Genomic DNA, 17,571 nt, shown 5'->3' with positions numbered 1-17,571 from the left:
GCGTTTATCTAAAGTGACTTTGCTATGCTATAGGGAAGTATGACTACACAAGGAAAGAACAACGTGTTTAAACGCATAGTTACTAACTCATTAGTATTTATCAGCATTATTTTTACTTCTTTTGCCTATAGCGATAGCTCTCCCATGGTATGGAAGGCGGTGAAAGGTGATAAAGAACTGATGCTATTTGGCTCTGTACATGTTGGCCACCCTTCAATGTATCCTTTGCCGAGTATTGTGACCCAATACCTACAGCAAAGTGATGGGCTTATTATTGAGGCAGATGTACGTGATACCCATAATCTTAAATATCCAGAAACAACAAAAACTACCCAAGCTTATCTCACTACGACGCAATTAAAGGCGTTGAACAAGATTGCTGATGATTTGGGCATTAATTATTCATCATTATTAAGTGCAGCACCTTGGACAACAGCTCTATCTATTCAAATGAAAGCTTATGAAGACTTAGGCTATCGTCCACGCTATGGCATTGATAACTACTTGGTAAAACAAGCTCTGAAGAGTGATATCCCACTGTTGAGCCTTGAAACGCTTCAGTACCAAATTAACCTGTTTGCTGACTTTCCTGATGAAGGGCGTGAGTTGCTGACTGATGCGATTGAACAGTGGCAAAGTAATCTATCAGATGTTGAGTGTTTGATGGATAGCTGGAAAGCTGGGGATATTCACCATCTAGCGACACTCGCGACTGAAACTCAAGTGAGCGAATGGGCCAGTGAGCACTTTCTTTATCAACGAAACCGTAATTGGGCTAAGAAATTAAACTCAAATACCATGCTGACCAGTGATGGTCACTACCTGGTGGTGGTTGGTGCGCTGCATTTAGTTGGTGAGCATAACCTTTTACAGTTATTAGCGAATGAAGGATTTGAAATTTTCGCCTTATCAAGTCCTGGCAAAGCAAACTGCCAAATAAAGCGATAAGCCTGAAACGCAAAAAGCCTCGTCCGAAGACGAGGCTTTTTTAAATGTGGTCGGTGAAGAGGGATTCGAACCCCCGACCCTCTGGTCCCAAACCAGATGCGCTACCAAGCTGCGCTATTCACCGAGTTGTTAACTGAGCTTTGCCCTGTCAACGGATGGGTATATTACGGATTCTGAGCCAAGGCGCAAGTCATTTATAACAAAAAATCGTAAATTAAAGACCGTTTGTTCATTAAAGCAACCATATGCTGTTATATCCACCAGCCAAACCGCTATTTCATCGCAAAGCTAGCAATAGTAAGAGCTTAATAAGTACATCGATTATTAAATCGATACTCATCAAGGAGCATATAATAAATATTTATGTCAATGCTATCCTGATATAGAACTTGTCTTACTTCTATTGATATACTTTCCCTACCCTAACTTTATTGAGATGCCATTATGTCTCATGACAATGATTCTGAATTTTTTCAACAAATGATGGAAGGGGTTAAGCCTCTCTCCCATGACACCGCAGAACTCAAAAAATCGCACCAAGTGACCGAGTCTCACCTTGCTAAGCGAGAAGCGGCGATCTGCCTAACAGAAGGCGATCCTGAGTACCTCTCCCTTGATAACGCACCTATGCTCAAACCTGAGACCTTTATCGAGTTTAAACGCGATGGTGTTCAAGAAGGCGTTTATCGCAAACTACGCCTTGGTAAATACCCAATTCAAGGCAAACTCGATTTACATCGTCGTACACTAGAACAAGCTAGGGATGAAATTATCGCCTTCCTGCGTCAATGTATTCGCATGGATATCCGCACTGTGATTATTGTCCACGGCAAAGGGGAACGTTCAAATCCACCGGCATTAATGAAAAGCTATGTGGCAAGTTGGCTAACACAAATCAAAGATGTGCAATGCGTTCATAGCGCCCAACAGTTGCACGGAGGCAGCGGCGCAGTTTATGTCCTGCTAAAGAAAAGTAGTGCGCAAAAATTAGAAAACCGTGAGCGCCATCAAAAACGTGGGAGTTAGCGATCATTTAGTGCTAAAATAAACCTCATAACCAAAGCAGCCATCATCCGCTGCTTTTTTATTTCCTATTACACAATCGTTGTGAAACGCTAAAGAGAGCCTCATGTCACAAGAATCCCAACAAAAACGCCTAAATAAATACATCAGTGAGACAGGTTTCTGTTCTCGCCGTGAAGCCGATCGCCTGATTGACGCTGGTCGTGTCACTATCAATGGCAATATCCCAGAAATGGGGACAAAAGTTCTCCCTGGCGATAATGTTTGTATTGATGGTAAGCCCGTTAAATCGAAAGAACTGCCTATCTATATTGCGCTAAATAAACCAACGGGTATTACTTGTACGACGGAACGTGACGTACCTGGCAACATCGTAGACTTCATCGGTCACCGTAAGCGTATTTTCCCAATTGGTCGCTTAGATAAACCTTCCGATGGTCTTATCTTCTTAACCAATGATGGTGATATTGTTAATAAGATCCTACGTGCGGGAAACAACCACGAAAAAGAGTATGTGGTACGTGTTGATAAACCCATTACCCAGCACTTCCTAGATAAAATGGCATCAGGTGTTGAGATTTTAGATACCGTGACCTTGCCATGTAAAGTGACGAAAGAGACACAATACTCTTTCCGCATTACCTTAACTCAAGGCCTCAACCGCCAAATTCGTCGCATGTGTGAAGCATTAGGCTTTGAAGTATTTAAACTACGTCGCGTACGCATCATGAACATCTCTTTAGATGGCATTCCTAATGGAAAATGGCGTTACCTAACGGAAGATGAAGTTTCTGAAATCTTACGTATGAGTGAAACCTCAAGCAGCACTGAAGAAGCATCGAAGGTGGATGGCAGTGGTCAACGCATCCGTAAAGCGACAGATGCAAAACTGTATGATGCTCGTAAACAAGAAGAAAATGCCGCGATTCGCCATAAAACGTACAGTGGTCGTGGTGGTGATGAGTTCCGTCATGCGCCTAATGGTAAGCGTGGTCACGGACGTCAAGGTGAAGGTCGTCAAAACGATGGACGCCAAGGCGAGCGCCGTAACAACAGTGAAAGACCAACCTCTTCACGCAATGGTCAGTCGCGTTATGATGACCGTCGCAATAATGAAGGTTCAAGACAGCGCCCTGCTAATAAGCCAGCACCAAAGCGTGTACCTGGCACATTAAGCTTGAAAAAGTAACCGCGCTTAATCATTGATGAGGTTTGCTTTTTAGCCCGCCTCATCATGATTGGCTACAATTGCTATAACCTACGCTGCAATATAGATTCAACTCGCATATTGATAAGAGTGAGTCTCCTACTCTGTCAACGAAACAAACTGCCCACGAGTCAAATTGGCTAAATCACTTGGCGCTAATTCTATTTCTAACCCTCGTTTACCAGCACTCACACAAATTGTTCCTTGCACTTGAGCACTATCATCAATAAAAGTTGGTAAAGCTTTTTTCTGCCCCAATGGACTAATCCCGCCGACGACATAACCTGTCGTTTTTTGCGCGATGTCGGGGTCAGCCATCTCTGCTTTTTTCGCTTTTGCTGACTTAGCTGCGAGCTTTAAATTCAGTTTTTTATCAACGGGAATAATGGCTACGGCTAGATTTTTCGCTTCTCCATTAATACAAAATAGTAGTGTTTTAAATACACTCGCAGGATCTTGCCCTAATACCTCTGCAGCCTCGAGACCATAGCTTTTACAATTAGAATCATGCTGATATTGGTGGATCTTATGCTCTATTTTCTTTTTTTTGGCTAAATTAATCGCAGGGGTCATGGTTAACTCTATTGTTTATCGTTATGGATTCAATAAAAAAAGCGACACCAATTGGGTCGCTTTTTCAAAACTGGCATTCACTGTTATTTATAAACGATCTCACCAGAAGGTGCAAAAAGGTTTACATCCAACGGGCTGCTAGCTTGTAAGAAATCTTTCAATACTTCTGCATCGGTAAAGCCGGTATTAACATAACCTGGGTGTGTGTTAATAACTGGGTAGCCATCACCACCAGCCGCGTTAAAGCTTGGAATACTAAAACGATAAGATTGATCTAAACGTAGCTGCCTATCACCAATAAAGACATTGGATACTTTCCCTTCGACAATACGCATCGATATTCCAGCAAATTGCGCATACGCACCAGAGTCAACCGGCTTCGTTGCTACAATATTAAGGTAATCTAAAACTTCAGCACCACTCATATCAACATAAGTGACGATATTGCCAAATGGCTGAACTTTCAATACATCCTTATACGTTACATCGCCCCCTTCAATTGAGTCACGAACACCACCTGAATTCATCACACCGAAATCGGCTTTAGCACGCTGCATATGGGCGGTAGCAATTAAGCGTCCAAGGTTAGTCTGCTGGAAACGAACCACATTGCGATCACCTTCCAGTTTATTATTGGTTTCTGCAATTTTAATATTAAGCTTTGACTGCCCTTCTTCTTGGTAAGGACGTAAAAAACTTAACATCTCAGCATCTGGCTTTATTTCAGACTCAATGAAAACTCGCTCACTTTTGCCATCAACTTTAATTTTTTTCTTTAAGTTGACCGGGATAAGATCGTAGCTAACCATGCTTAGTTCACCATTACGGAATTCATAATCAGCACGTCCAACATATTTACCCCACTCATGCGCCTGAACGATGTAAGTCCCATTTTGTTTATCTGGCTTACATTCATCACTTGGCTTAAAGTTTTTCATGATGACATTAGGCGCTTCCATACACACTGGCTCTTGTGAGTGCCCGCCAACGATCATATCCAGATCACCTTCATCAAGGTAACGAGCTAACGCGACATCTCCTGGTGCGTTGACGCCATTTTTACCATTTTCATAGTGACCCATATGAGTAACCGCAAAGATTAAATCCGGTTGTTCTGATGCGTTAAGTTCAGCGATGAGTGCTTTGGCTTCTACTTTTGGGTCCCGAAAATCAATGCTATTGATAAATTCTGGGTTACCTATTTTGGCCGTATCTTCAGTAGTTAAGCCAATAACGGCAATTTTGACACCTTGTTTATCAAACATTTGGTAAGGTTGAAATAAGCGTTTGCCTGTTTCCTTACTGTATATATTTGCAGACAGCATTGGGAAATTAGCCCAAGATTGCTGCTTAAATAATACATCTAATGAGTTATCAAATTCATGGTTACCGAGTGCCATCGCATCATAACCAATTTTCGACATCCCTTTGAAGTCAGGCTCGGCATCTTGCAGATCTGACTCTGGAACGCCGGTATTAATATCACCACCAGAAAGCAGCAGTAAGCTCCCTCCTTCAGCGGCAACTTCTGCACGTAGTTCATCAATTAAGGTTTTACGTGCTGCCATGCCATATTCACCATATTTATTTTGCCAAAAACGACCATGGTGATCATTGGTGTGCAATACCGTTAATTTATAAGTGGTATCTGCATTCCAAGCGACAACTTGTTGTGATTGAGATGAACAAGCTGCCAACGTTGAGAGTATAGCAATGCTCAGGGTAGACTTTAAAATAAGACAAGCTTTCATGGTAATACCTTACAATAGTGATCCTTCTCTAACGCTTATTGTAAATGAATGATGACAAACGGTGGTAGTAAAGATGCAACAAAAGCCAACATTTATTTAACTAATGCCGTTGTTATTTTTAATGTCTTATTTTTGATACTTTCTGTGATGGTTTCTTTAACCTCTTTAATTGAGAGGTAGGAGGTGATGAGCTCTATATTGATGCAGAATATGGAGGTGATATTTGTTGTCTTTGACCTTCCAGATCAAAAAAGCCGACTTACTCTAAGAATAAATCGGCGTTTACTATTAACCTTATGTCGCTGGTAACAACCCTAGTCAAACTAGATTGATAGAATTAGCGAATATCGATATGTGCAAAACCTTTGATCAAATCATCCAGTGATTTCATCTGAGCAAGGAAAGGTTCTAGCTTATCTAATGGTAACGCTGAAGGACCGTCACACTTTGCTTGATCCGGCGTTGGGTGAGCTTCAATAAATAAGCCCGCAATACCCGTCGCTAGACCCGCTTTAGCAAGTTCAACCGTTTGCTCACGACGACCACCTGAAGCAGCACCTGATGGATCACGCATCTGTAGAGAGTGCGTCACATCAAAAATAATTGGGCTGCCGTTTGATGATTTCTTCATTACACCAAAACCAAGCATATCAACCACTAAGTTATCATAACCCATGCAAGAGCCGCGCTCACATAAGATGATGTTTTCGTTACCACATTCTGCAAACTTATCGACAATATTGCCAACTTGGTTTGGGCTCATAAATTGTGGTTTCTTAACATTAATAACCGCACCCGTCTTTGCCATTGCTTCAACTAAGTCAGTTTGGCGAGCTAGGAATGCTGGCAACTGAATCACATCAACCACATCTGCAACTGGCTGAGCTTGTGCTTCTGTATGAATATCCGTAATGATTTTCACACCAAACGTCTCTTTTAGCTCTTGGAAGATTTTTAAACCTTCTTCCATACCTGGACCACGGTAAGAGTGTACAGAGCTACGGTTTGCTTTATCAAATGATGCTTTAAATACGTATGGGATACCTAGCTTTTCAGTCACCTTAACGTAATGCTCACAAATCTGCATAGCAAGATCGCGAGATTCAAGAACATTCATACCAGCGAAAAGGGTAAACGGCTTATCATTAGCTACAGGAATATCACCAACATGAACTATTTTTTGTTCCATTTTATTCTCTCTAAATTATTAATCATTCTTTTATAAAGCAGTAATGGCGTTCGCTAAAACCAGAGCAATTTAAATCAATGAACTACCGTTGGTCTGTTGAGTTTAATTTTTTCCAACTCATGACCAACCAAGGTCGCTTCTACCCCTGGTGGGGCTTTAGAAAGAAAATACTCAAGATCAGCGATAGCCGCAGCATCACAACCTAACTTATGATAAATCAGACCACGATCACGAAATTCATTTGGATCATCATCATTAAATGTAAAGACGAGTTTTGAGCAGCTAAGCGCCAATTCAAAACGATCTTCACTAATCAGGGCCTGCTTGATTATGCCTAACCAGCGACCGATCACCATTGGGTTATCAGCTGTTTCTAAATGTCTTCTTTCAAGTTTCGCTAGTGGCCCTTCATAACCAATTATCCAAGCTTGTAGCGTATGTTCATCCGTATACTCGCCGATGAAAGGGTTTAAGTAGACAATATCATTATCTGACCAATTGAAGCGCAATAAAAACTGAGTCGGGAAATTCACCCCTTCGACCGGTAAATTATGCTGACGACAAAAGAATAATAGTAAAGCACCTAAGGTGACTGGCAAGCCTTTACGCTTTTCTAGTACCTTATCTAACAGGCTATTATTTGAGTGGAAGAAGGTTTCATCGTCACCAACAAACCCCCAACGTTGATAAAACACCTCAATAATCAGTGCTAATTTTTCCTTCCCTGTCGCTTCAGGGCTAAGTTGAGCAGGATCACTCATGATCGTTGCTAGCTCTTCCCTTAACGCTTCAATTTGCGCTTTTACTTTTACATCTGGAAAGTTGGGATCGATCGTTTTATTTAAGATCACCCCACCTTCAATCAGTTCAATACTTTCAAAATCTTCATCAAATAATTTACGCATTGCCTATCACCCAAAAAAAGTTGCAGTTTTTGTTACAGCAATTCCTGCTGCCATACCTAACCAGCCTAATGCTCCGAAAAAAGCTAATGTTCTTAGCAATTTTGTACGCCCAAGACGTAAAGAGAAAAAACCAAGTACGATATAGGCCATCACACAAGTTAACTTCTCTGTTAACCATGGCGCTGAAGGAGTAAAAGGAATAAATCCCGTTAGGTAAATCAAACCAAAACCTGATAGCAGTAACACTGAATCATTTATGTGTGGGAAACGAACTAAAAATGGATGCTGCAATTTTGGGGAATCCATCATCATCAAGCCATAACGAACGGCTAGTAACAGAACACTAATCACGATCGTTAATAAATGAAAATGCTTTAATCCTTCGTACATATCTACTCTCTGTTTAACTCAATTGTCGTTGAAATAAATTAACACTATCTTGCCAAGTGTTGACCTAATGTTACTCTATCGTTACCTGCGTAATCTTTCTCTGTTGCAATATTGTGATAGCCAAGCGATTTTAAGATATTTCTTACTGCTTGCCCTTGATCGTAACCATGCTCAAAAACCAACCAGGCTTTGTCGTCTAAATAGTCAACGGCATGCGAAGATATATGCTGAATATCAGCTAACCCATTATCCTCTGCAACCAAGGCAGACATGGGCTCAAAGCGAACATCACCTTGCAATAAGTGAGGATCATTTTTCTCAATATAAGGAGGATTAGAAACAATTAAACTGAACTTTTGCCCCTTACTTAATGGCTCAAACCAGCTTCCTTGTAAAAATTGAGCATTATCAATATTGAGATTTTGCGCATTTTCTGTCGCCAGTTGTTGCGCTTCAGTGCGTAGATCAATACCAACGACTTGGCGCGATCGCATTTCTGAAGCTAACGCCAACGCAATTGCACCAGTACCCGTCCCTAAATCTAATATGTCGCCTTGTTGCTCAAAGGTCTTATCTAAAGCCACTTCGACCAATCGCTCAGTATCTGGACGAGGGATCAAGGTAGACGGGGAAACTTTTAGAGGTAAAGACCAAAACTCTCGTTCACCAACAATGTAAGCCACGGGCTCACCAGTTATGCGTCGTTGTAATAGCGATAAGAAGTGTGAATAGATAGAGGGTTCAAGTGTTTTTTCAGGCCAAGTTAGTAGGTAAGAACGAGGCTTATTTAAGGCATGACATAGTAGTACCGCAGCATCAAGGGACGGAGAATCACTCTCCGCCTCTTGCAACTCAACGATTGCGGCTTTTAATGCATGTTCAATCGTAGGCAAAGGACTCATAAATTAGTTATTGTCCGCTAGTGCTGCTAATTGATCGGCTTGGTATTCTTGAATCACTGGATCAACTAAGCTTTGTAGATCGCCTTCTAATACTTCAGATAGACGGTATAGCGTTAAGTTGATGCGGTGATCGGATACACGACCTTGTGGGTAGTTATAAGTACGAATACGGTCACTACGGTCACCAGAACCTAGTAGGTTACGACGAGTATCAGAAACTTCTGCTGCACGCTTTTCTACTTCAGCTTGGATAATACGAGCCGCTAGCACTGACATCGCTTTTGCTTTGTTTTTATGCTGTGAACGTTCGTCCTGACACTCAACAACGGTACCAGTTGGTAAGTGAGTAATACGGATAGCAGAATCCGTCGTGTTAACGTGCTGACCACCAGCACCCGATGCACGGAAGGTATCAATTTTTAGATCGCCAGATTTAATCTCAGGCATATCGGCTTCTGGGATCTCAGGCATAATAGCAACGGTACATGCTGAGGTATGAACACGACCTTGTGACTCTGTCTCAGGAACGCGTTGAACACGGTGACCACCTGATTCAAACTTCATTGTGCCGTAAACGCTATCACCGCTTACTTTCGCGATCATTTCTTTGTAGCCGCCTTGCTCTGAGTCATTACAACTCATCACTTCAACGCGCCAGCCTTTCTTCTCTGCAAAACGAGAATACATACGGAAAAGGTTACCAGCGAAGATACCCGCTTCATCACCACCCGCGCCCGCACGGATCTCTAGGAAACAGTTACGCTCGTCGTTCGGATCTTTTGGTAGCAGAAGGATCTGTAAATCGGCATTCAATTTCTCGATTGCTTCTTTTGCTTCTTTAATCTCTTCTTGTGCCATTTCACGCATTTCTGCGTCATCTTCATTGGCCATTTCTTCAGCCGCAACAAGATCTTCTTGAGCTTGTTGGTAATCTTGGAAGCACTTCGTTACTTCTTCTAATTGAGAGTACTCTTTAGATAAAGCACGGAATTTATTTTGGTCACCGAGAACATCTGGATCACCAAGGAGGTGTTGAACTTCTTCATAACGTTCAACAAGTGTTTCAAGCTTAATTCGAATCGAGGCTTTCATAGTTACTTATCTTTATTTAAGGTCTTAAAATCATTGAGGGTCATCAAGACCCAAACTCTGTCTAATGACCAGTAATTTTGCAGGTTCTCCTTGTTCCGCGGCAGTTTGCAATGCACGTGTCGGAGCATGGATCAATTTATTGGTGAGTTTATTACTCAACTCTACTAGCACTCGCTCAGGATCAACACCTGATACTAATGCTTGTAAACTTTTGGCTAATAAGTCTTCGCGGACTTGATTAGATTCATGACGATATTGACGAATACTGTCCACCGCTTGTAGTGAGCGAATCCATGACATAAAAGTATGTGTTTCGTCACTGACAATCGTTTCAGCTTGGATAGCTTCGACCTTTCTTTGCTCTATATTACCATTAACTATAGATTGTAGGTCATCCACACTATAAAGGTACGCATCATTTAGATCGCCCACCTGAGATTCAATATCTCGCGGCACGGCAATATCAACAAATAAGATCGGTTGGTGCTTGCGAATTTTCAGCGCACTCTCGACCATCCCTTTACCTATAATTGGCAATGGACTGGCAGTTGAGCTAATCACAATGTCAGCTCGCTGTAAGTGCTGAGGGATCTCTGATAGGCTAATAACCTCTGCACCAAACTCTTGCGCTAACCCCAAGGCTCGCTCGCGCGTTCGGTTGGCAACTATCATCTTTGTGCAACCGTTACTGCTTAAGTGCTTAGCGACCAACTCGATTGTCTCACCGGCACCAACCAATAAAACCGTCGATTGTGTTAATGATTCAAAAATTTGTTTTGCTAATGTACAAGCGGCGTAGGCGACCGATACCGCACTGCTACCAATTTCGGTTTCAGTCCGTACTCGCTTAGCCACTGAAAAGGTTTTTTGAAACAGCTTTTCCATCGTTGCATCCACAGACCCACACTCTCTTGACTCGAGGTAAGCTTGCTTTACTTGCCCTAAGATTTGAGGTTCGCCAAGCACCAAGGAATCTAACCCACAAGCGACACGCATAAGATGCTTTACAGCTGCCTCTTGCTTATAAACATATAAACTTGGCTTTAATTCACTTGGATCAACTTGGTGAAAATCCGATAGCCATTTAATAATGCCATCTTGTTCAATCGAATTAACGTCACAATATATCTCGGTGCGATTGCAAGTCGAGAGTATAACGCTACCATTAACATTAGTACTGGCGTTAAGTTGACCTAGCGCAGCAGATAACTTATCTGGCGAAAAGGCCACTTTTTCACGCAGCCTAACGGGTGCAGTGTTATGGTTAATTCCAATAGCAAGCAAAGACATGTATTGAGGGTACTCTGTTCAAGATACAAAATGAGGGAGAATTTTACTTGATGCATGGATGTATTTAAAGGGTCTGAACAATTTGTTTTCCTGACTTCGTGAGTTCAATGGTATAGTCAAGACGCTTCCCCCCTATAATTGAGCAAGTTGTGAGCAAATAAAATGAAACAAGCTTACCAAATTTTTTTGATTGCCTTATCGGCACTTTATCTTATCGGTTGTTCTTCAATTCCTACTCAACCAACCAGTGTTGAATGGCAAGCGCACCAAGCTGAACTATCGAAAATTACCCATTATAAAGCGAATGGCAAACTAGGCTATATAGGCAAAGACCAACGCCAAAGCTTTAATTTTCAATGGCAGCACTCAGAGCAATTGAGTCAACTGCGTCTCACAACCTTCTTAGGTCAAACCGTTCTCAATTTAACGGTCACCCCCAATGGCGCAAAAGTGGTGACTTATGATGATCAAACGTTTACTGACACCAATGCGGCTGTATTAATTAAAAACTTAACGGGCCTTGTCATACCGATTGATAATTTACCGCAATGGCTATTAGGCTTACCGGCTAATGCAAGTACTTACCAATTGAATGAGAGTAATACACTGGCTTCACTGACTGAGCAACTCAATAACCAGCTATGGCTTCTCACTTACTCTAACTATCGACTTGAATCTTTTTCTCAAGGCATGTTGCCTTTGCCTCGTAAGCTCCAGTTAACTCAACCTGATACCACATTAAATATTGTTATTTCAAAATGGACATTGCCACAATGATCACGCATACCACCCATTGGCCTTCTCCGGCAAAGTTGAACTTATTCCTCTATATTACGGGGCAAAGAGACAATGGATATCATGAACTACAGACCTTATTTCAGTTCATTGATTACGGCGACACACTCACTATCACTGCCACACCCGATAGCGCTGTTACGATTGAACCTGAAATTGATGGGGTTGCGACTCAAGACAATCTAATTTGGCGAGCTGCGATTGCTTTGCGCGAGTATGCTCAACAGAAGAGTATCAACATCCACTATGGGGCTAAGATTGAATTAGACAAGATTCTACCTATGGGGGGTGGACTCGGAGGTGGTTCATCGAATGCGGCAACGGTATTAGTTGCTTTAAATTATCTATGGCAACTGAATTTTAGTGATGATGAACTCGCTGCAATTGGACTAAAACTTGGTGCTGATGTTCCTGTCTTTGTCCGTGGTTTTTCGGCCTTTGCAGAGGGTGTTGGTGAACTATTAGTTAGAGCTCACCCACAAGAAAAATGGTACTTGGTGATAAAACCATCAAGTAACATTGCAACTGTGGACATATTCACCCATCCTAAACTGACGAGAAATACACCAAAACGCACACTTGAAGCACTTTTGGAGCAAGATTACGGAAACGATTGCGAAAAAATAGTCCGTTTACTGTATCCAGAGGTTGATAAGCAACTTTCTTGGCTGTTACAATATGCGCCGTCAAGATTAACCGGTACAGGATCATGTGTTTTTGCCGAATTTAACACGAAGCAAGATGCTGATACTATACTGAATAAATTACCTGACACCGTCTCTGCGTTTATCGCTAAAGGTCGAAATATTTCACCTTTGAAAGAGACATTGGCTGACTACCAATCAGCCCACACCTACTCTATTTAAATTAGACGCAACCCGAGGTTTCCACCGTGCCTGATATGAAGCTATTTGCTGGTAACGCAACACCTGAACTAGCCCAACGTATTGCTGACCGTCTTTACATCTCTCTTGGAGATGCTACTGTTGACCGTTTTTCTGATGGCGAAGTCGCTGTTCAAATCAACGAAAACGTTCGTGGTAGTGATGTATTTATCATTCAATCAACTTGTGCGCCAACCAATGACAACTTGATGGAACTGGTAGTAATGATTGATGCAATGCGCCGTGCTTCAGCGGGCCGTATTACAGCTGTAATCCCATACTTTGGTTACGCTCGTCAAGATCGTCGTGTACGTTCTGCTCGTGTGCCAATTACTGCAAAAGTTGTTGCTGATTTCCTATCAAACGTTGGTGTTGACCGCGTTTTAACTATCGACCTACACGCAGAGCAAATCCAAGGCTTCTTCGATGTACCTGTTGATAACATTTTCGGCACACCTGTTCTACTAGAAGACATGGCAAACCGTGGTCTTGAAGATCCTGTTGTTGTATCTCCGGATCTAGGTGGCGTTGTTCGCGCTCGTGCAACGGCTAAAGCACTAGGCGATATCGACATTGCTATCGTTGATAAGCGTCGTCCACGTGCAAACGTTTCTGAAGTAATGAACCTAATTGGTGATGTTGAAGGTCGTGACTGTGTAATCGTTGATGACATGATCGATACTGGTGGCACACTATGTAAAGCAGCTGAAGCGCTAAAAGAACGTGGCGCTAAACGTGTATTTGCTTACGCAACTCACGCGGTATTCTCAGGTACTGCTGCAAAGAACATCAAAGAATCAGTATTGGATCAAGTTATCGTAACTGACTCAATCACTTTGTCTCCTGAAATGGCAGCAACGGGTAAAGTATCACAACTGACTTTATCAAGCATGCTAGCTGAAGCGATTCGTCGTATCAGCAATGAAGAGTCAATTTCAGCAATGTTCAGCCACTAATTTAATGTCAGAACAACGCCATTAGTGTTGTTCTACTATTTAATTTAATGTTGAGTATGAAAAAAACCACCTTTTGATAAGGTGGTTTTTTTATGGCAGTCACTTTCTTCATTCGCGAATTCGCGTTCTTCGCATCTGATGAAAAAAGTATGCTATCATACCGCGCTTTTTGTCATTCCAGAGAGATCGAAACCTTGAGCCAACAAATAAAACTACTCGTTGGACTGGCTAATCCAGGTCCAGAATATGCCAGAACTCGCCATAATGCGGGTGCCTGGGTCGTTGAAGAGTTAGCACGAGTCCACAATGTCACTCTAAAGAATGAAGCAAAGTTCTTTGGATTAACGGGACGTATTATGGTGCATGGCGAAGATCTTCGCTTGCTGATCCCAACTACTTTTATGAACTTATCGGGTAAAGCGGTTGCAGCACTTGCTAAATTTTATCAAATAAAACCAGAAGAAATCATGGTTGCTCATGATGAGCTAGACTTACCTCCAGGTGTTGGTAAATTTAAGAAAGGTGGTGGTCATGGCGGTCATAACGGACTAAAAGACATCATCAGCAAGCAAGGAAACAATAAAGAATTCTATCGCCTTAGGCTCGGTATCGGCCACCCAGGGCATAAAGATAAAGTCGCAGGTTATGTATTAGGTAAAGCTCCAACAAAAGAGCAAGAGTGTATTGATGCCGTCGTTGACGAGTCAGTACGCAGCCTAGACATCTTACTAAAAGATGGTCTACCTAAAGCACAAAATCGCTTACATACGTTCAAAGCAGAATAAGGTTTATATCATGGGTTTTAAATGTGGCATCGTTGGTCTACCAAACGTCGGTAAATCAACTCTGTTTAATGCACTTACTAAAGCTGGTATCGAAGCAGCGAACTTCCCGTTCTGTACTATCGAGCCAAACACTGGTGTGGTTCCAGTTCCGGATCTTCGTCTAGATGCACTGGCTAAAATTGTTGTTCCAGAGCGTGTTTTACCAACAACAATGGAATTTGTAGATATTGCAGGTCTTGTTGCTGGTGCTTCTCGTGGTGAAGGTCTAGGTAACAAATTCCTAGCTAACATCCGTGAAACAGATGCAATTGGTCATGTTGTGCGTTGTTTTGAAAATGAAAACATCATTCACGTTGCAGGCCGTATCTCACCTATCGAAGATATTGAGATCATTAACCTAGAGCTTGCTCTTGCCGATTTAGACTCTTGTGAGCGTGCTATCTTCCGTCAAACGAAGAAAGCGAAAGGCGGTGATCAAGACGCTAAATTTGAAATTGCAGTGCTACAGAAGCTACTACCTATCCTTACTGAAGGTGGCATGGCTCGTAGCCTTGAGCTATCAAAAGAAGAACTCGCTGCTATCGGTTACCTAAACTTCCTAACGTTAAAGCCAACGATGTACATCGCTAACGTTAATGAAGATGGTTTTGATAATAACCCGTACCTTGAGCTTGTTCGTGAGTACGCTGCAAAAGAAAACAACGTGGTTGTTCCTGTTTGTGCTGCTATTGAATCTGAGCTATCAGAGCTTGATGATGAAGATCGTGAAGAGTTCCTAGCGGATATGGGTATTGAAGAGCCAGGACTAAACCGCGTAATTCGTTCAGGCTACGAACTACTAACTCTACAAACTTACTTTACAGCTGGTGTTAAAGAAGTTCGCGCATGGACAATTCCAATTGGCGCAACAGCACCACAAGCTGCAGGTAAGATCCACACTGACTTTGAGAAAGGCTTTATTCGTGCAGAAGTTGTTGGTTACGATAACTTCATCGAATTTAATGGTGAGAGTGGTGCTAAAGATGCAGGTAAATGGCGTCTAGAAGGTAAAGATTACATTGTTAAAGATGGTGATGTTGTCCACTTCCGCTTCAATGTATAAGAGTTAGTACTCGAAAATACTATCGAATGTGATTTTTATTTGCATATCGAACCAAAAAAGCCAGCATTTACGCTGGCTTTTTTTATGCCTGCGATTCTAAACGAACAAAAGCAAGATATTAAACCCTAGCAGGGGTGGTAAATAACTACCAGTTTTAGATCACAAACACACCTCTTTGCTTAAAAAAAAGGCGAACAGCATTTTTTCTTAAATTTATTCAAAAAAAGTATTGACGGTTTTGGCTCAACTACGCATAATGCGCCCCGTTCACAGCGATAAGGCAACTTACTGAAGTGAGCAACAATTTAGAAATGGCTACTTAGCTCAGTTGGTTAGAGCACATCACTCATAATGATGGGGTCGCAGGTTCAAATCCCGCAGTAGCCACCATTTCTACTTTGTAAAGATTACAACGTTATATTGAAATACCAATGTCGATATAACTACACTCTTCGCTAGAGTAAAAGCTTTGCTGCGGTCGTGGCGGAATTGGTAGACGCACCAGATTTAGGTTCTGGCGCCGAGAGGTGTGAGAGTTCAAGTCTCTCCGACCGCACCATTATTCCTTTATGGAATTGATTCGTAAGAATCCTTGTTGGGCTATCGCCAAGCGGTAAGGCACTGGCTTTTGATGCCAGCATTCCCTGGTTCGAATCCAGGTAGCCCAGCCAACATTTTCGTTTTATTGAAATTCTTTTGAATTTGGGTAGAACTAGAGGCAACTTTGTATTATATTGTCTCGCTTACAAATATGGCTACTTAGCTCAGTTGGTTAGAGCACATCACTCATAATGATGGGGTCGCAGGTTCAAATCCCGCAGTAGCCACCATTCTTCTTTTTTGAAGAATAACAACGTTATATTGAAATACCAATATCGATATAACTACACTCTTCGCTAGAGTAAAAGCTATTGCTGCGGTCGTGGCGGAATTGGTAGACGCACCAGATTTAGGTTCTGGCGCCGAGAGGTGTGAGAGTTCAAGTCTCTCCGACCGCACCATACTTATTAAAAATAAGCATTGTTATTCTTAACAGTATTTATTGGCTACTTAGCTCAGTTGGTTAGAGCACATCACTCATAATGATGGGGTCGCAGGTTCAAATCCCGCAGTAGCCACCATTCTTCTTTTCCGAAGAAACACAACGTTATACCGACTATCCAATATCGCTATAACTATACTCTTCGCTAGAGTAAAAGCTTTGCTGCGGTCGTGGCGGAATTGGTAGACGCACCAGATTTAGGTTCTGGCGCCGAGAGGTGTGAGAGTTCAAGTCTCTCCGACCGCACCATCATTCCTTTATGGAATCGATTCGTAAGAATCCCTGTTGGGCTATCGCCAAGCGGTAAGGCACTGGCTTTTGATGCCAGCATTCCCTGGTTCGAATCCAGGTAGCCCAGCCACTATTACAACGTTATATTGAAATACCAATATCGATATAACTATATACTCTTATCTAAGTCTTCTTAGTAGAGAAAAATTGCTGCGGTCGTGGCGGAATTGGTAGACGCACCAGATTTAGGTTCTGGCGCCGAGAGGTGTGAGAGTTCAAGTCTCTCCGACCGCACCATCATTCCTTTATGGAATTGATTCGTAAGAATCCTTGTTGGGCTATCGCCAAGCGGTAAGGCACTGGCTTTTGATGCCAGCATTCCCTGGTTCGAATCCAGGTAGCCCAGCCACTATTACAACGTTATATTGAAATACCAATATCGATATAACTATATACTCTTAACTAAGTCTTCTTAGTAGAGAAAAATTGCTGCGGTCGTGGCGGAA

Annotated in this window: 16 protein-coding genes and 11 tRNA genes; 18 read left to right on the top strand and 9 right to left on the bottom strand. The window is 42.1% G+C overall.

Features of this window, described 5'->3' with window-relative positions:
* Positions 1–63: 63 nt before the first annotated feature.
* Complete coding sequence (locus BCU68_RS11500) at positions 64–948, top strand: TraB/GumN family protein (protein ID WP_157935196.1); 885 nt, start codon at positions 64–66, stop codon at positions 946–948.
* A gap of 47 nt (positions 949–995) precedes the next feature.
* Here the strand turns inward: BCU68_RS11500 and BCU68_RS11495 are convergent.
* Positions 996–1,072: transfer RNA gene (locus BCU68_RS11495), tRNA-Pro, on the bottom strand.
* Between the two features lie 320 nt (positions 1,073–1,392).
* Between BCU68_RS11495 and smrA the strand changes: the two genes are divergently transcribed.
* Together smrA and rluF are read left to right on the top strand one after the other, a co-directional pair.
* Positions 1,393–1,974 (top strand): DNA endonuclease SmrA, encoded by a 582-nt coding sequence (gene smrA, locus BCU68_RS11490; protein WP_102564883.1) that lies wholly within the window; start codon positions 1,393–1,395, stop codon positions 1,972–1,974.
* A gap of 103 nt (positions 1,975–2,077) precedes the next feature.
* The gene (rluF, locus tag BCU68_RS11485; protein WP_102564882.1) at positions 2,078–3,160 is read left to right on the top strand and encodes a 23S rRNA pseudouridine(2604) synthase RluF; all 1,083 of its coding nucleotides are present in this window, start codon (positions 2,078–2,080) and stop codon (positions 3,158–3,160) included.
* A 117-nt stretch (positions 3,161–3,277) separates the two neighbouring features.
* Here rluF and ybaK read toward each other — a convergent pair whose 3' ends face one another.
* The 8 genes from ybaK to hemA form a co-directional block, all read right to left on the bottom strand.
* Positions 3,278–3,751, bottom strand: a complete 474-nt coding sequence (ybaK, locus tag BCU68_RS11480) for a Cys-tRNA(Pro) deacylase (protein WP_102564881.1) — start codon at positions 3,749–3,751, stop codon at positions 3,278–3,280.
* Positions 3,752–3,834: 83 nt separating this feature from the next.
* Entirely contained in the window at positions 3,835–5,502 is a 1,668-nt protein-coding gene (ushA, locus tag BCU68_RS11475) for a bifunctional UDP-sugar hydrolase/5'-nucleotidase UshA (RefSeq protein ID WP_102564880.1), read from the bottom strand.
* A gap of 337 nt (positions 5,503–5,839) precedes the next feature.
* Positions 5,840–6,691 carry a 3-deoxy-8-phosphooctulonate synthase gene (gene kdsA / locus BCU68_RS11470; protein WP_102564879.1) on the bottom strand — a complete coding sequence of 284 codons (852 nt, stop codon included), beginning with the start codon at positions 6,689–6,691 and terminating at the stop codon, positions 5,840–5,842.
* A 74-nt stretch (positions 6,692–6,765) separates the two neighbouring features.
* Entirely contained in the window at positions 6,766–7,596 is an 831-nt protein-coding gene (locus BCU68_RS11465; protein WP_102564878.1) for a tetratricopeptide repeat protein, read from the bottom strand.
* Between the two features lie 6 nt (positions 7,597–7,602).
* Positions 7,603–7,986 (bottom strand): SirB2 family protein, encoded by a 384-nt coding sequence (locus BCU68_RS11460; protein WP_102564877.1) that lies wholly within the window; start codon positions 7,984–7,986, stop codon positions 7,603–7,605.
* 44 nt (positions 7,987–8,030) lie between these two features.
* Positions 8,031–8,888, bottom strand: coding sequence for a peptide chain release factor N(5)-glutamine methyltransferase (prmC, locus tag BCU68_RS11455; protein WP_102564876.1), 858 nt, complete (start codon positions 8,886–8,888; stop codon positions 8,031–8,033).
* A gap of 3 nt (positions 8,889–8,891) precedes the next feature.
* Positions 8,892–9,980, bottom strand: a complete 1,089-nt coding sequence (prfA, locus tag BCU68_RS11450; RefSeq protein ID WP_102564875.1) for a peptide chain release factor 1 — start codon at positions 9,978–9,980, stop codon at positions 8,892–8,894.
* Between the two features lie 30 nt (positions 9,981–10,010).
* Positions 10,011–11,270 carry a glutamyl-tRNA reductase gene (gene hemA, locus BCU68_RS11445; RefSeq protein WP_102564874.1) on the bottom strand — a complete coding sequence of 420 codons (1,260 nt, stop codon included), beginning with the start codon at positions 11,268–11,270 and terminating at the stop codon, positions 10,011–10,013.
* Positions 11,271–11,432: 162 nt separating this feature from the next.
* Between hemA and lolB the strand changes: the two genes are divergently transcribed.
* From lolB to BCU68_RS11365, 15 genes are all read left to right on the top strand, one after another.
* Complete coding sequence (lolB, locus tag BCU68_RS11440) at positions 11,433–12,047, top strand: lipoprotein insertase outer membrane protein LolB (protein WP_102564873.1); 615 nt, start codon at positions 11,433–11,435, stop codon at positions 12,045–12,047.
* The gene (gene ispE / locus BCU68_RS11435; RefSeq protein ID WP_102564872.1) at positions 12,044–12,931 is read left to right on the top strand and encodes a 4-(cytidine 5'-diphospho)-2-C-methyl-D-erythritol kinase; all 888 of its coding nucleotides are present in this window, start codon (positions 12,044–12,046) and stop codon (positions 12,929–12,931) included. Before lolB ends, ispE begins: the two co-directional genes overlap by 4 nt.
* Positions 12,932–12,957: 26 nt before the next feature.
* Positions 12,958–13,905 carry a ribose-phosphate pyrophosphokinase gene (locus BCU68_RS11430; protein ID WP_102564871.1) on the top strand — a complete coding sequence of 316 codons (948 nt, stop codon included), beginning with the start codon at positions 12,958–12,960 and terminating at the stop codon, positions 13,903–13,905.
* 194 nt (positions 13,906–14,099) lie between these two features.
* Positions 14,100–14,690 carry an aminoacyl-tRNA hydrolase gene (gene pth / locus BCU68_RS11425; protein WP_102564909.1) on the top strand — a complete coding sequence of 197 codons (591 nt, stop codon included), beginning with the start codon at positions 14,100–14,102 and terminating at the stop codon, positions 14,688–14,690.
* 10 nt (positions 14,691–14,700) lie between these two features.
* On the top strand, positions 14,701–15,792 hold the full coding sequence (gene ychF, locus BCU68_RS11420; RefSeq protein WP_102564870.1) for a redox-regulated ATPase YchF: 1,092 nt from the start codon (positions 14,701–14,703) through the stop codon (positions 15,790–15,792).
* A 313-nt stretch (positions 15,793–16,105) separates the two neighbouring features.
* Positions 16,106–16,182 (top strand) — tRNA-Met (locus BCU68_RS11410).
* Between the two features lie 84 nt (positions 16,183–16,266).
* Positions 16,267–16,351, top strand: a tRNA-Leu gene (locus tag BCU68_RS11405).
* 37 nt (positions 16,352–16,388) lie between these two features.
* Positions 16,389–16,463, top strand: a tRNA-Gln gene (locus BCU68_RS11400).
* An 82-nt stretch (positions 16,464–16,545) separates the two neighbouring features.
* A tRNA-Met gene (locus BCU68_RS11395) sits at positions 16,546–16,622 on the top strand.
* Between the two features lie 86 nt (positions 16,623–16,708).
* A tRNA-Leu gene (locus BCU68_RS11390) sits at positions 16,709–16,793 on the top strand.
* A 43-nt stretch (positions 16,794–16,836) separates the two neighbouring features.
* Positions 16,837–16,913: transfer RNA gene (locus tag BCU68_RS11385), tRNA-Met, on the top strand.
* Positions 16,914–16,998: 85 nt separating this feature from the next.
* A tRNA-Leu gene (locus BCU68_RS11380) sits at positions 16,999–17,083 on the top strand.
* Between the two features lie 37 nt (positions 17,084–17,120).
* Positions 17,121–17,195, top strand: a tRNA-Gln gene (locus BCU68_RS11375).
* A gap of 82 nt (positions 17,196–17,277) precedes the next feature.
* A tRNA-Leu gene (locus BCU68_RS11370) sits at positions 17,278–17,362 on the top strand.
* A gap of 37 nt (positions 17,363–17,399) precedes the next feature.
* Positions 17,400–17,474, top strand: a tRNA-Gln gene (locus BCU68_RS11365).
* Positions 17,475–17,571: the final 97 nt, after the last annotated feature.

Origin of the sequence: Vibrio sp. 10N.286.49.B3 (genome assembly GCF_002873395.1) — a bacterium.
In the GTDB taxonomy this organism is placed as follows: Bacteria; Pseudomonadota; Gammaproteobacteria; order Enterobacterales; family Vibrionaceae; genus Vibrio.
The sequence above is the reverse complement of the archived record's forward strand: the minus strand, read 5'-3'. Positions and strand labels throughout refer to the sequence as shown.